Genomic DNA, 13,069 nt, shown 5'->3' with positions numbered 1-13,069 from the left:
GAGCATGGCCACTTCTGGCTCTTCATCAGGTGGGACCGACGCGTAACCTACGGTTGCGTAGGTACGATGCGGGTATGACTGCGTCCGTCCCCGACGCGCCCACGGACACGCCGGCCGCAGGCCGCGGTCCCGTCGCGCTCCCCCTGCCGCATCCGGTCAAGCCCAAGCTCCGCGGGTGGCTGCACCTCGGCATGTTCCCGGCCGTCCTCGTGGCGGGTCTGGTGCTCACCGCCCTCGCCGACTCCCCCCGGGCCCGCCTCGCCTGCGGGATCTTCGCCCTGACGGCGTGCCTGCTGTTCGGAGTCAGCGCGCTCTACCACCGGGGTGACTGGAGCCCGCGCATGGACGGCGTCCTGCGCAGACTCGACCACGCCAACATCTTCCTGATCATCGCCGGCACCTACACCCCGCTGACGATGCTGCTGCTGCCCGGCGCCAAGGGGCGCTGGCTGCTCTGGAGCATCTGGGGCGCCGCCCTGGCCGGCATCCTCTTCCGGGTCTTCTGGGTCGGCGCCCCGCGCTGGCTCTACACCCCCTGCTACATCGCGATGGGCTGGGCGGCCGTCTTCTTCCTGCCCGACTTCATGCGCACGGGCGGCATCGCCGTCCTGGTCCTGGTGGTCGTCGGCGGACTGCTCTACAGCGCCGGCGGCGTGATCTACGGCCTGAAGCGGCCCAACCCGTCACCGCGCTGGTTCGGTTTCCACGAGGTCTTCCACTCCCTCACCGTGGCGGCCTTCCTCGTGCACTACGTCGGTATCTCCCTGGTGGCGTACCGGCACGGCTGATCCGCTCCACCCGCCCCCCTCAGGGCCACGGCTTGCGAGCCGTGGCCCTTTTCCGTGCGCCCGCACAGCCTCTGACAGAGCCCACCCATTGACAGCTACCACCTTTTGACAGTTACTCTCATTTCATGGTTACTGTCACTCAACCCGATGCCGTCCGGAGCGACCCGCGCCGCTGGTGGGCCCTCGCCGCCCTGGTCGCGAGCATGCTCACGCTCGGCTTCGACACGACGATCCTCAACGTGGCCCTGCCCACCATGGCCGCCCAACTCGGCGCCACCACCGGCCAGCAGCAGTGGATGGCGGACGCGTACGTCATCGTCTTCGCAGCGCTGATGCTCCCCGCCGGCCTGCTCGGCGACCGGTTCGGCCGGCGCCGGATGCTCGTCGCCGGGCTCGGCGTCTTCCTCGCCGGCTCGGTGGCCGGCGCCCTCGCCGACGACGTGAACTGGGTCATCGCGGCCCGCACCGTGATGGGCTTCGGGGCCGCGCTGATCACCCCGCTCGCCTTCTCCGTCCTGCCTTCGCTCTTCGAGCCCGCCGAGCGCACCAAGGCCGTCGGCATCATCTCGGCCGGCTCGGCGCTCGGCCTGCCACTGGGTCCGATCATCGGCGGCTGGCTGCTCGACCACTTCTGGTGGGGCTCGGTCTTCCTGGTGAACGTCCCGATGGCCGCCATCGGCATCGCCGCCTGCCTCTTCCTGTTGCCGGAGACCCGTGACCCCGCCTCCCCCCGGGTCGACGCCCTCTCCACCGTCCTCACCGCCGCCGGGCTCGGCGCCCTCATCTACGCGATCATCGAAGCCCCCGGCCGCGGCTGGGCCAATCCACTCGTCCTGAGCATGCTCGGCGGCGGCGCGCTGCTTCTCGCCGCGCTGGTGCTGCGCGAGCGGCGGATGGAGCGGCCCATGCTCGACATGGCGCTCCTGCGCCACCGCGGCTTCCTCCTCAACACGCTGGCGGCGACCCTGGTGATGTTCGTCCTCTCCGGCCTGCTCTTCGTGCTGCCGCCGTACCTCCAGGCCGTTCTCGGCAACGACGCCCTCGGCACCGGTCTGCGACTGCTGCCCATGATGGGCGGTCTGCTCGTCGCGGCCCGCGTCGCGCAGCCGATCGTGGCCCGGCTGGGGGCGCGCGCCGTGGTCAGCGGGGGCCTGGTGGTGCTGGCCTTCGCCGCGCTGCTCGGCAGCCGTACGACGGCCGGCTCCGGCTACGGCTTCACCGCGCTGTGGCTGTCGATCACCGGCTTCGGCTTCGGTTTCTCGGTCGTGCCCTCGATGGACGGCGCGCTGGGCGCCCTGCCCCGTGACCGGGCGGGCAGCGGCTCCGGGCTCCTCATGACGCTGCGCCAGGTGGGCGCCGCCGTCGGCATCGCCCTGCTCGGCAGCCTGCTGGCGAGCGCGTACCGCGACCGTCTCGACGTGAGCGGCCTGCCCGCGAAGGCCGCCGACACCGCCGGGGAGTCCGTGGTCGCCGCGCACCTCGTCGCCGGGAGGACGGGCTCGGCCCACCTGGTGGCCTCCGCGAACAGCGCCTACGTCCACGGCATGGGCCTGGTCCTGCTGGTCTGCGGCGTCGCGGCCGTCGTCACCGCCCTGCTGGCCGCCGCGCTGCTGCCGAACGCCCCCGTGCCGCCCGCCGCGAAGGAGGACCCGGACCCGGCCATGACCACTGTTCCGGCGGATGCCGGACAATGACCGTCATGACGGCCGCACCCTCCCCCCCGAGCCCCGCCGACCGCCCCCAGCCGGGACTCCGCGAGCGGAAGAAGATCAGGACCCGCGAGGCGATCCGTACCGCGACCTACGCGCTGGTCGGGGAACAGGGGTACGACGCGACGACGATCGAGCAGATCGCCGAGCGCGCCGAGGTGTCGCCGTCGACGGTCTTCCGGTACTTCCCGACCAAGGAGGACATCGTCCTCACGGACGAGTTCGACCCGCTGCTCGTGGAGGAACTGCGGGCCAGACCCGCCGACGAGCCGTGGATGCAGTCCCTGCGGTACGTGCTGCGCAAGACCGTCCAGCTCGGCATCGACGAGGACCCCGAGGTCTCCCGGCTCCGCACCCACCTGATGGTCCAGGTCCCGGCGGTGCGCTCCCGAATGATGGAGAGCATGTCGGTCACCGGCAGCATGCTCTGCGAGGCCATCGCCGAGCGCACCGGCCTCCCCCCGGACGGCCTCGAGGTCCGGGTCTACGCCATGGCGCTCATCGGCGGCCTGATGGAGACGTCCCTGTACTGGGCGGAGAACGGCCACCGGGACGACTTCGCGGGCCTCCTCGACCGCACGATGAACGTCCTGGAGAACGGGCTGCCCCGGTAGGTCGCAGCCGGTCCGCGGTCGGTTCGGAGCCGGTTCAGTGCCGGTTCAGTGCCGTCCGCAGTCGCTCCGGGTCGGTGGTCGGGGCGTCGCAGGTGAAGTTGCGGCAGACATACGCGGCGGCCCGCCCGTCGATCAGCGGCCGGCCGGCGAGCAGCGGGAGTTCGCCGGCGCCGGCCACCCCCACGGCGACGACGGCGCCGGGCGCGGTGCCCAGCAGCGCCGTACGGCGCAGGGCCGCCGTCTCCTCGTCGGTGAGCGAGGGCCCGACGACCGCCACCTCGCGCGGTCCGTCGAGATACGCCTCGGCGACCGCGAGACCCCAGCCGATGAACCGCGGAACGCGCGGCCCGAGCGCCTTCACCACCCCCAACGCCCGTTCGGCGGCGGCCCGGTGGGGTTCGGCGCCGGTCTGCGCCGCATAACTCAGCAGGGCGCCCGCGGCGGCGGTCCAGCCGGACGGGGTGGCGTTGTCGGTCGGATCCTGCGGGCGGCGGATGAGCCGCTCGGCGTCGGCGGCGGTGTCGTACAGCGCCCCTGACGCGTCGGTGAACCCGGCGAGCACGTGGTCGAGCAGCAGTCCGGCGAACTCCAGCCAGACCCCCTCCCCGGTGACCGACGCCAGCGCGAGGAACCCCTCGGCCACGTTCGCGTAGTCCTCCAGCACCCCGGCGTTCGGACCGACCCGCCCGTCCTTGCTGGTACGGGCCGGCCGCGCCTGCTCGTCCAGATGCAGCCGTACGAGGAGATCGGCGGCGCCGACCGCGGCCTCGACCAGGTCGGGGCGGTCGAAGTACGCGCCGGTCTCGGCGAGGGCGGCGATCGCCAGGCCGTTCCAGCCGGCGACCACCTTGTCGTCGCGGCCGGGGGCGGGCCGGCCGCCGCGGGCGGCGAGCAGACGGCTGCGGACCGACTCGATCCGCCCGGCGTCGAACACCGCGTCGCTCTGGGGAAGTTGGAGGACCGACTGGCCCTCCTCGAAGGTGCCCTCCTCGGTCACCCCGAAGTACTGGGCGGCGAGAGCGGCGTCCTCCTCCCCCAGCACCTCGCGCAACTGCCCGGGCGTCCAGACGTAGTAGGCGCCCTCGACATGCCCGCCACTGCCGTCGTCGCTGTCGGCGTCGAGCGCGGAGGCGAACCCGCCCTGCGCCGTGCGCAGTTCACGCACCATGAAGTCCGCGGTCTCCAGGGCGACTTGACGGGCCCGCGCGGAGCCGGTGGCGCGCCACAGATGCGCGTACACCCGGCAGAGCAGGGCGTTGTCGTACAGCATCTTCTCGAAGTGCGGGACGGTCCAATCGCGGTCGACGGAGTACCGCGAGAAGCCGCCGCCGAGCTGGTCGTAGAGGCCGCCGCGGGCCATCCGCTCACAGGTGTCCTGGGCCATCTGGAGAGCGCCCTCGGCGCCGGTGCGCGCGTGGTGGCGGAGCAGGAACTCGATCACCATGGACGGCGGGAACTTGGGCGCCCCGCCGAATCCGCCGCGCTGCGGGTCGTACTCGCGGGTGAGGCCGAGGAGCGCGGCGGCGAGCTCCTCCTCACCGGGGGCCTCGGTGCCGCCGTAGTCGATCTCGCGCTGGGAGAGGTCCCGGACGATCTTCCCGGCGACCTCCGCGACCTCGTCCCGGCGCTCGGTCCAGGCGCCGCGGACGCCTTCGAGCACCTGCCGGAAGGAGGGCATGCCGTGCCGGGGGGCCGGCGGGAAGTAGGTGCCGAAGTAGAAGGGTTCGGCGTCCGGGGTGAGGAAGACCGTCATGGGCCAGCCGCCCTGGCCGGTGGCCGCCTGGACGGCCTCCATGTAGACGGCGTCGACGTCCGGGCGCTCCTCGCGGTCGACCTTGACGCTCACGAAGTGCTCGTTGAGGTAGTCGGCGGTGGCCCGGTCCTCGAAGGACTCGTGCGCCATGACATGGCACCAGTGGCAGCTGCTGTAGCCGACGCTCAGCAGGACGGGGCGGTCCGTCCTGCGGGCCTCCTCGAAGGCCTCGGCCGACCAGGGCCACCAGTCGACCGGGTTGTCGGCGTGCTGGAGCAGGTACGGGGACGTCTCATCGGCCAGTCGGTTCACCGTTCCACTCTCCCATGGGCCACGGCGGCGCGCGGGGCACGGAGCCGGGCGGCGCGCCTCCCCCGCGCCCGTCCCCGTGATCGCCGCCCCTCTCGCGCTCGCGCCCCGCCCGAAGGACACTCGTAGCCAACGGAGTTGCTGCCGGAGGGGGACGTGACATGCGGGAGAGCCATCGGGCCGACGCCGAACGACTGCTGGCTCGGGCGGTGGAGGAGGAGGTACGCCGCTCGGGCGGGCGCACGGACACCCAGACCCTGCTGACCCGCTCCAGGGCCGCGCTGGACACCATCGCCGCGACGGCGGCCGGGGAGTACGACGCGTACACCCGCTCGCTCGACGAGGTGGCGGCGGACCGGCTCACCTTCGGGCAGCGGTACGCGCGGGAGGCGGGCCCGACTCCCCTGCTGGTGGCGGGAGTTGCCGCCGTCGCCGCCGTGGTGGCGGACCTGGCGCTGGGCACCGGCACCGGTCCGGCCGTCGGCGCGGGCGTCGCGGCGGGCGTCGCGGGCGCGGCGGCGACGGTGGCGAAGGTGACCGCCTCGCACCTGCCCGCCGCGCACCACCGCGCCGGAGCCGCCGGCCAGCCCGGCGGCCCGGAACAGCTGCGGTTGCAGTGGCTGACGGCGCTGGAGGTGCGGGGCATCCGCCCCTTCCTCGACCAGCAGCGGGTACTCGGCGCCGCCACCGGGCCGACGAAGCGAACGGGACCCCAGCTGCGCGGCACCGACAAGAGCGCGGCGGCCCGCAGACGCACTGTGCTGGAACAGTCCTTCGGCCAACTCCCGTCCCCCACAGGGTCGTTCGCGGGGCGCCGGACGGAGATGGCGCGCATCCGTCAGTGGGTGCAGGCGGCCCGGGCCCACACCGAGACCCGGCCGACCGTCGTCGTCCTGCACGGCGTGCCCGGCTCGGGGCGCAGCACCCTGGCGGTCCGCGCCGCGCACGACCTGCGCGACCAGTTCCGCGGCGCCTGCGTGGTGGACCTGCGCGGCGACGCCGAGGAGACACCGCTGCCCACCCGGGACGCCCTGCTGCACCTGCTCAACCGGCTCGGCGCGCCCCGCGAACAGCTGCTCTTCCGGGAACGCTCCTCCCCCGACCAGCAGGTCAAGCGGCTGAGCGAGCTCTACCACCAGCACCTGACCGGGCTGCCCGTGACGATCGTCCTGGACGACGCCGTCGACCCGGAACAGGTGCGCACCCTCGTCCCCGAACGCTCCGACAGCCTGGTCCTGGTCACCACCCGCGAACCCCTCGACCTGCCGGCCGCCCTCCTCGCCTGGGTGCACCACCTCCCGGTCGAGGCCCTGGACGCGGCGGGCGCCGAGGAGCTGCTGACCGCGGCGGCACAGGACACCTCGGCGCCCTACGACGCCACGTCCGAGGAGCGGATCAGGGAACTGTGCGGCGGGCTCCCGTTGGCGCTGCGGATCGCGGGCTCGGCGCTCGGCCCGCGCTCCCCGCGCCGGCTGGCCGCGGACCTGGACGCGTACGGGCCGGTGCAACCCGTCGAACGGGTGCTGTGGCTGCGCTACACCGACCAATCGGACCCGGCCCGGCGGCTGCTGCGCCGGCTGGCGCTGGCCGGGCGGGCGTCGCTCGGCGCGGCCGCGGCCGCCGCGCTGCTCGCCACCGACGAGACGGAGGCGACCCGTCACCTGGAGGCGCTCTCCGAAGCGGGCCTGATCACCCATGTGCGGGGCCGCCGCTACCGGCTGCACGACCTGGTCCGCGCCTTCGCGCAGGCCCGCCTCCTCGACGAGGAGGACCCGGCCGAACGCACGGCGGCGCAGGAACGGCTGATCGTCAACTACGCCGAGCTGGCCGACTCGGTGCTGCGCCTGGTCGACGGGAACATGTCGACCCGGTCGGACCGGTTCGGACCGCACGGCTTCACCTCCCTCGACGAGGCGCTGCGCTGGCTGGACGACGAGTCGAGCTTCATCACCTCGACCCTGCGGCAGGCGGAGGACGTCGACCAGGGCGCCGTACTCAACCTGCTCGGCGCCCTGTGCGACTACTGCCTGCTCCGCGGCGACCTCTACCGGCTCGGCGAGATCAGCGAGTTGGCGCACAGCGTCGACCAGGGGCTGCTGGTCCGCTCCGTGCAGTGGCGCACCGGTATCGCCGCCCGCCAGCTCGGCGAACTCGACAAGGCACGGACGACACTGACCTCCGTCGTCGACCTCTACATGGAGGCCCACCACGACGCCGGCGCGGCCCGCGCCCTGGGCTCCCTCGGCATCACCCTGCACCACCAGGGCAACCTCACCGAGGCGGCGGCCCGGCTGCGGGAGGCGCTCGATCTCCAGGCCTCCCCCGAGCTGGCCACCGACCGGGCCTGGACGATGCACGCGCTGGCGGCCGTCGAACGGGACCGCGCCCGGCTGGCCGAGGCACTCCAGCTCCTCACCGAGTCCCTGGTCCTGCACCGCGCCGGCGAGTCGGTGCACGGCGAGGCCTGGGCCCACTTCCAGCTCGGCCAACTCGGCCTGCGCATGGGCGAGATCACCCGCGCGGAGACCGAACTGCGCACCGCCCTCGGCCTCTACGGCCGCACCCACGACGCCCGCGGCGAGGCCTGGGCGCTGACCCAGCTGGCCCGGGCCCGGCTGGTGGCCGGCGACGCGTCCGCCGCGGTCGACGGCCTGCGCCGGGCCGCCGCCCGGCACCGCGACAACGAGGACGCGCGCGGCGAGGCCTGGACGGTCTACTACCTCGGCCAGGCCCTGGAGGAGACCGGCGACCTGAACCAGGCGGTCCGCGAACTGGAACGGTCCAGGACGATGTTCGCCCGCATCCGGGACGTCTACGGCCTGGCCTGCGCCCGCCATCACTCGGCCCGGGTGACCCGCGACCAACGCGCCGCCCAGACCGGCTCACTCCGCAACTCCGGCTTCGCCCGCCAGCTCCTGGTCGACGGCCGCGCCGACTTCCAGCGCATCGGCGTCGCCCACGGCGAGGCGTGGACCTGTCTGGAGCTGGCGGTCGTCGACGCGGGCAACGCCCGTACCCAGCAGGCCCTGGGCCTGTGCGACGAGGCGATCGGCCTGTTCACCTCGTACGGCGACCGGCGCGGCGAGGACTGGGCCCGCTTCCTGCGCTGCACCCTCCTGCCGTACGCGGCACCCGGCGGGGTGGAGATCGGCACGGCGGTGGCGCAGGAGGAGCTGGCCCAACTGGCGCGCGGCGGCCATCCCCTCAGAGACGAGAAGCTCGACGACTACGTGGAGGCGTACCAGCTCCTCCTGGAACGCGGGGTGAACCTGGAGGCGGGCTGGCAGGCGTGGCGGCTGGGCATGGTCCCCGGCCGGCACGCCCGGGAGGTGATGGGCGTGCCGGTCCCGACGGTGCCGACGGACCACTGACCCCGGCGGCCGGCCACCGGCACTCCCGGCGCTCCCGTCAGGCCTGCCGGGCCCCGGGCTCGGCCGGGGCGGCGGCCCCGGACTCCGCCTTCGCGTCCCGGTCCGGGCCGGCGGCCGGGGTCTCCTCGAAGTCGACCCTGCCCATCTGCTTGCTCATCGACTTCATCAGGCCCCAGACCGCCACGGCCATCACCGCGAAGACGATGAAGCCGAGGATGCCGGGGGTGACCTTGTTCTCGTCGACCTCGGCGAGGGGGATCAGGTGCGTCATTACCGAAGCTGCGCTAGCGCTCATGTCAGGCATTGTCGCGGATGCCCGCAAAGAGGTCGTCCTCGGGGAGGGAGGTATCGACGAGGGACTTCGCCAGCTCGTACTCCTCGGTGGGCCAGACCTCCTTCTGGAGCTCCATCGGCACCCGGAACCAGCCGCCGTCCGGATCGATCTGGGTGGCGTGCGCGATCAGCGCCTTGTCCCGGATCTCGAAGAACTCCGCGCACGGAACGTGCGTGGTCAGCGTGCGCTCGGTGCGCTCGATCTCGTTCCACCGCTTCAGCCAGTCCTCGTACGGGGACTCCAGGCCGCGGGCGATCAACGCGTTGTGCAGGGCCTCGGTGCGCTGCCGGTTGAAGCCCTGGTTGTAGTAGAGCTTCTGCGACCGGTACGCCGGGCCGAACTCCGACTCCGGGTACTTCTCGGTGTCCGCCGCGCCCTCGAACGCCACCATCGAGATCTTGTGGGTCATGATGTGGTCGGGGTGCGGATAGCCGCCGTTCTCGTCATAGGTGGTGATCACCTGCGGACGGAACGAGCGGATCTGCCTGACCAGCTCGCCGGCCGCCTTGTCGACGTCCTCCAGGGCGAAGCACCCCTCCGGCAGCGGCGGCAGCGGGTCGCCCTCGGGCAGACCTGAGTCGACGAAGCCGAGCCACTCCTGCCGGACGCCGAGGATCTCGCGGGCCTCGTCCATCTCCTTCTTGCGTACCTCGTGGATGTGCTCCTCGATGTACTTGTCGCCCTGCAGCTTGGGATTGAGGATGGAGCCGCGCTCCCCGCCCGTGCAGGTCACGACCAGTACGTCCACCCCCTCGGACACGTACTTCGCCATCGTCGCCGCACCCTTGCTCGACTCGTCGTCGGGGTGGGCGTGGACGGCCATCAGTCGCAGCTGGTCAGTCAAGACACAATCCTCATAGGTCGGCGCCCGGTGTGAGCGGGTGCGATCGGCGCTTCTATAGTGACCGAATCGGGGGGCGAATAATTCCGGGGCCCCGCCCCTCCCAGGAGGACGATCATGAGCGCGGCGAGCACGCGACTTCCCGAGGGCCGCTACGGCCGCTCGTCGGACGACCGCGCCGACCGCAAGCTCAGAACCGCCGGCTACGTCCTCGCCGCGGCCCTGATCGCCCTGGTCGGGTACTTCGCCTACCACTACGTCGTGGAGACGAAGATCAGCGCCGAGGTCATCACCTTCCAGGCCTCGGACACCGCGGTCAGGGTCCACCTCGAAGTGCACAAGAACGCCGGCACCGACGGCTACTGCACCCTGCGCTCCCAGGCCGCGGACGGCGACGAGGTCGGCCGCGCGGACTTCCACTTCGACGGCTCCGCCACCCGTATCGACAAGGTCGTCACCCTGCGCACCACCGCCCGGGGCACCACCGCGGAGCTGCTCGGCTGCCACTCCGGCTGACGTCACCCGTTCTCTGTAGGGACTGACCTGCGCCGACGTAAATCTGATGGGTTATGTCCTCCCCTGGCGGCCCGGGAATTGTTAGGCTCGTGGTTTCGCCCTTTCATGGAGGAACATGCTTCTGGGCAGGGCGATGCTTTGTATTCCCAGTACCTACGAGGAGCACCTGTGACCCAGACCAGCGAAGACGTCACCTGGCTCACCCAGGAGGCGTACACCAAGCTCAAGGACGAGCTGGAGTACCTGTCTGGTCCCGCGCGCGCCGAGATCACCGTGAAGATCGCGGCCGCTCGCGAGGAGGGCGACCTGCGCGAGAACGGCGGGTACCACGCGGCCAAGGAGGAGCAGGGCAAGCAGGAGCTCCGCATCCGCCAGCTCACCCAGCTCCTGGAGAAGGCCCAGGTCGGCGAGGCGCCGAAGTCGACGGACGGCACGGTCGCGCCCGGCATGGTCGTGACGATCGCCTTCGACGGCGACGAGGACGACACCACGACCTTCCTGCTCGCCTCGCGGGAGTACGCCAGCTCCGACATCGAGACCTACTCGCCGCAGTCCCCGCTGGGCTCCGGCGTGATGGGCCACAAGGTCGGCGAGGACGCGCAGTACGAGCTGCCCAACGGCAAGAAGGCCTCGGTGACGATCCTCAAGGCCGTGCCCTACAACGGCTGACCCCACCCGGGGACGGGGCCTCACCGCCCCCGCACCGCCCTCCCCTCCCCGCCCTCTCCACGACGAACCCCCGGCCGCCCGTGCGCGCGCCGGGGGTTTCGCCGTGCGTACCGTCACGGGCGCCTGTCGGGCCTCTGCGGCTGGGCGCCGTCACGCCGTAGCGGAGCGGTACTTGCGTACGGCCAGCGTGCGGAAGACGACGATGATCAGCACGGAGTAGATCAGCGACGCCCACACGGGGTGCACCATGGGCCAGGCACCGGAGGCCGACCGGCCGGGGTTGGCGAAGAGCACCCGGCAGGCCTGCACGGTCGCGCTGAACGGGTTCCACTCGGCGATGTGCCGCAGCCACGGCGTCATGTTGCCGGTGTCGACGAACGCGTTCGAGATGAACGTCACCGGGAAGAGCCAGATCAGTCCGCCCGAGGTGGCCGCCTCGGGTGTGCGCACGCTCAGACCGATCAGGGCGCCGATCCAGGTGAAAGCGTAGCCGAGCAGGAGAAGCAGACCGAAGGCGCCGAGGACCTTTCCGGCGTTGGTGTCGCCGTCCGACCCGACGCGCCAGCCGACGAGCACGGCGACGATCGCGAGCACCAGCAGGGTCAGCGCCGTCTGCACCAGGTCGGCGAGCGTCCGCCCGGTGAGCACCGCGCCGCGCGCCATGGGCAGCGAACGGAAGCGGTCGATGAGCCCCTTGTGCATGTCGTCGGCTATGCCCGCGCCGGAACTCGCGGTGGCGAAGGTGACGGTCTGCGCGAAGATGCCCGCCATCAGGAAGTTCTTGTAGTCGGTGGCGCTCGTGCTGCCGCCGATCCGCATGGAACCGCCGAACACGTAGGTGAACAGCACCACGAACATGATGGGCTGGATGAGCCCGAAGATCACCATTTCAGGGATCCGGGACATGCGGATCAGGTTCCGTTTGGCGAGGACCAGGGAGTCGTGGACCGACTGGCCGAGCGCGCTGCTGGGGGCCGCGACCGGCACGGTATCGGTGGTGGTACTCACTTGGCGGTCTCCTTCTTCTGCTTGCGGTCCTCGGTGCCGGTGCCGTCCGTTCCGCTCTCTCCGTCGCCCGCCTCGGCGACATGGCCCGTCAGGGAGAGGAACACGTCGTCGAGGGTGGGGCGGCGCAGGCCGATGTCGTCGATCTCGATGCCCCGGGTGTCCAGTTCGCGGATGATCTCGGCGAGGAGTTTCGCTCCGCCGGAGACCGGGGTGGTGATCTTGCGGGTGTGCTGCTCGATGGTGGTGTCGCCCTGGTCGGCGCCGCGCACGCTGAACCGGTCCATGAGGGCGGAGACGGTTGCTATGTGCTCGCGTTCGTGGACGACGACCTCGACGCGTTCGCCGCCGGTGCGGGCCTTGAGTTCGTCGGAGGTGCCGCGGGCGATGACCCGGCCGTGGTCGACGACCGCGATGTCGTGGGCGAGGTGGTCGGCCTCCTCCAGGTACTGGGTGGTCAACAGGAGCGTCGTACCGCCGGACACCAACTGCTTGATGACCTCCCACAGTTCCTGGCGGTTGCGCGGGTCGAGGCCGGTCGTCGGCTCGTCCATGAACATCACGGGCGGGGAGACGACGAGCGCGGCGGCCAGGTCGAGGCGGCGGCGCATGCCTCCGGAGTAGGTCTTGGCGGGCCGGTCGGCGGCGTCCGCGAGATGGAACTGGTCGAGCAGTTGCCCGGCCCGGGCCTTGGCGACCCTGGCTTTCATCTGGTAGAGCTGGCCGACCATTTGAAGGTTCTCCCGGCCGGTCAAGTACTCGTCGACCGCGGCGAACTGGCCGGAGAGACCGATGGAGCGCCGTACCTCGTTGGGCTGCTTCAGCACGTCGAGGCCGGCGACGATCGCCCTGCCGCTGTCGGGTCTGAGGAGCGTGGTCAGACAGCGGACGGCCGTGGTCTTGCCCGCCCCGTTCGGTCCGAGCAGGCCCAGGACGGTGCCCTCGGGGACATCGAGGTCGACGCCGTCCAGAGCTTTCACGTCGCCGAAGGTCTTCACCAGGCCTTCGGCATAGATGGCGCCTGGCATATGAGTCTCCACGTCGTCGGGGATTCTGGGAAAAGCCTAGGGTTCGTGCCCACGTTCGCGCCTTCTGTTTTCGCCGAGCCGCGGCACGAGACACACCATAACGCGATGTATCGCGTCTCTCAACAGACTTTC

11 protein-coding genes are annotated in these 13,069 nt (G+C 71.7%); 6 read left to right on the top strand and 5 right to left on the bottom strand.

What is annotated here, in order from left to right; genetic code table 11:
• Positions 1–74 precede the first annotated feature (74 nt).
• From ABZT12_RS07405 to ABZT12_RS07395, 3 genes are all read left to right on the top strand, one after another.
• A complete protein-coding gene (locus ABZT12_RS07405) occupies positions 75–788 on the top strand; it encodes a hemolysin III family protein (protein ID WP_356378743.1) in 714 nt (237 codons plus the stop codon).
• A 125-nt stretch (positions 789–913) separates the two neighbouring features.
• The gene (locus ABZT12_RS07400; RefSeq protein WP_356378740.1) at positions 914–2,482 is read left to right on the top strand and encodes an MFS transporter; all 1,569 of its coding nucleotides are present in this window, start codon (positions 914–916) and stop codon (positions 2,480–2,482) included.
• On the top strand, positions 2,479–3,111 hold the full coding sequence (locus ABZT12_RS07395; protein ID WP_356378737.1) for a TetR family transcriptional regulator: 633 nt from the start codon (positions 2,479–2,481) through the stop codon (positions 3,109–3,111). Before ABZT12_RS07400 ends, ABZT12_RS07395 begins: the two co-directional genes overlap by 4 nt.
• 34 nt (positions 3,112–3,145) lie before the next feature.
• Here ABZT12_RS07395 and ABZT12_RS07390 read toward each other — a convergent pair whose 3' ends face one another.
• Positions 3,146–5,176 (bottom strand): thioredoxin domain-containing protein, encoded by a 2,031-nt coding sequence (locus ABZT12_RS07390; protein WP_356378734.1) that lies wholly within the window; start codon positions 5,174–5,176, stop codon positions 3,146–3,148.
• Between the two features lie 158 nt (positions 5,177–5,334).
• Between ABZT12_RS07390 and ABZT12_RS07385 the strand changes: the two genes are divergently transcribed.
• Positions 5,335–8,544 (top strand): tetratricopeptide repeat protein, encoded by a 3,210-nt coding sequence (locus ABZT12_RS07385; protein WP_356378731.1) that lies wholly within the window; start codon positions 5,335–5,337, stop codon positions 8,542–8,544.
• Between the two features lie 37 nt (positions 8,545–8,581).
• Here the strand turns inward: ABZT12_RS07385 and ABZT12_RS07380 are convergent, their stop codons facing one another.
• Positions 8,582–8,848 (bottom strand): hypothetical protein, encoded by a 267-nt coding sequence (locus tag ABZT12_RS07380; protein ID WP_356378728.1) that lies wholly within the window; start codon positions 8,846–8,848, stop codon positions 8,582–8,584.
• Complete coding sequence (gene mca / locus ABZT12_RS07375; RefSeq protein ID WP_356379048.1) at positions 8,841–9,701, bottom strand: mycothiol conjugate amidase Mca; 861 nt, start codon at positions 9,699–9,701, stop codon at positions 8,841–8,843. Before mca ends, ABZT12_RS07380 begins: the two co-directional genes overlap by 8 nt.
• Before the next feature lie 135 nt (positions 9,702–9,836).
• Between mca and ABZT12_RS07370 the strand changes: the two genes are divergently transcribed.
• Together ABZT12_RS07370 and greA are read left to right on the top strand one after the other, a co-directional pair.
• Positions 9,837–10,235: a DUF4307 domain-containing protein gene (locus tag ABZT12_RS07370; protein ID WP_356378725.1), complete on the top strand. Its 399-nt coding sequence runs from the start codon at positions 9,837–9,839 to the stop codon at positions 10,233–10,235.
• A 168-nt stretch (positions 10,236–10,403) separates the two neighbouring features.
• On the top strand, positions 10,404–10,904 hold the full coding sequence (gene greA, locus ABZT12_RS07365; RefSeq protein WP_356378722.1) for a transcription elongation factor GreA: 501 nt from the start codon (positions 10,404–10,406) through the stop codon (positions 10,902–10,904).
• Positions 10,905–11,054: 150 nt separating this feature from the next.
• Here the strand turns inward: greA and ABZT12_RS07360 are convergent, their stop codons facing one another.
• The gene (locus tag ABZT12_RS07360) at positions 11,055–11,912 is read right to left on the bottom strand and encodes an ABC transporter permease (RefSeq protein WP_356378719.1); all 858 of its coding nucleotides are present in this window, start codon (positions 11,910–11,912) and stop codon (positions 11,055–11,057) included.
• Positions 11,909–12,937, bottom strand: a complete 1,029-nt coding sequence (locus tag ABZT12_RS07355; RefSeq protein ID WP_356378714.1) for an ATP-binding cassette domain-containing protein — start codon at positions 12,935–12,937, stop codon at positions 11,909–11,911. Before ABZT12_RS07355 ends, ABZT12_RS07360 begins: the two co-directional genes overlap by 4 nt.
• Positions 12,938–13,069 lie beyond the last annotated feature (132 nt).

The organism is Streptomyces sp. NPDC005423 (assembly GCF_040606415.1).
In the GTDB taxonomy this organism is placed as follows: Bacteria; Actinomycetota; Actinomycetes; order Streptomycetales; family Streptomycetaceae; genus Streptomyces.
Note: the sequence above shows the minus strand (reverse complement) of the source record. Positions and strands in the feature narration are given on the sequence as shown.

Coding starts and splice junctions, on each gene's coding strand:
- ABZT12_RS07405 (WP_356378743.1), top strand. CDS start 75: ATGACTGCGTCCGTCCCCGACGCGCCCACGGACACGCCGGCCGCAGGC.
- ABZT12_RS07400 (WP_356378740.1), top strand. CDS start 914: ATGGTTACTGTCACTCAACCCGATGCCGTCCGGAGCGACCCGCGCCGC.
- ABZT12_RS07395 (WP_356378737.1), top strand. CDS start 2,479: ATGACCGTCATGACGGCCGCACCCTCCCCCCCGAGCCCCGCCGACCGC.
- ABZT12_RS07385 (WP_356378731.1), top strand. CDS start 5,335: ATGCGGGAGAGCCATCGGGCCGACGCCGAACGACTGCTGGCTCGGGCG.
- ABZT12_RS07380 (WP_356378728.1), bottom strand. CDS start 8,848: ATGCCTGACATGAGCGCTAGCGCAGCTTCGGTAATGACGCACCTGATC.
- mca (WP_356379048.1), bottom strand. CDS start 9,701: ATGGCCGTCCACGCCCACCCCGACGACGAGTCGAGCAAGGGTGCGGCG.
- ABZT12_RS07370 (WP_356378725.1), top strand. CDS start 9,837: ATGAGCGCGGCGAGCACGCGACTTCCCGAGGGCCGCTACGGCCGCTCG.
- ABZT12_RS07355 (WP_356378714.1), bottom strand. CDS start 12,937: ATGCCAGGCGCCATCTATGCCGAAGGCCTGGTGAAGACCTTCGGCGAC.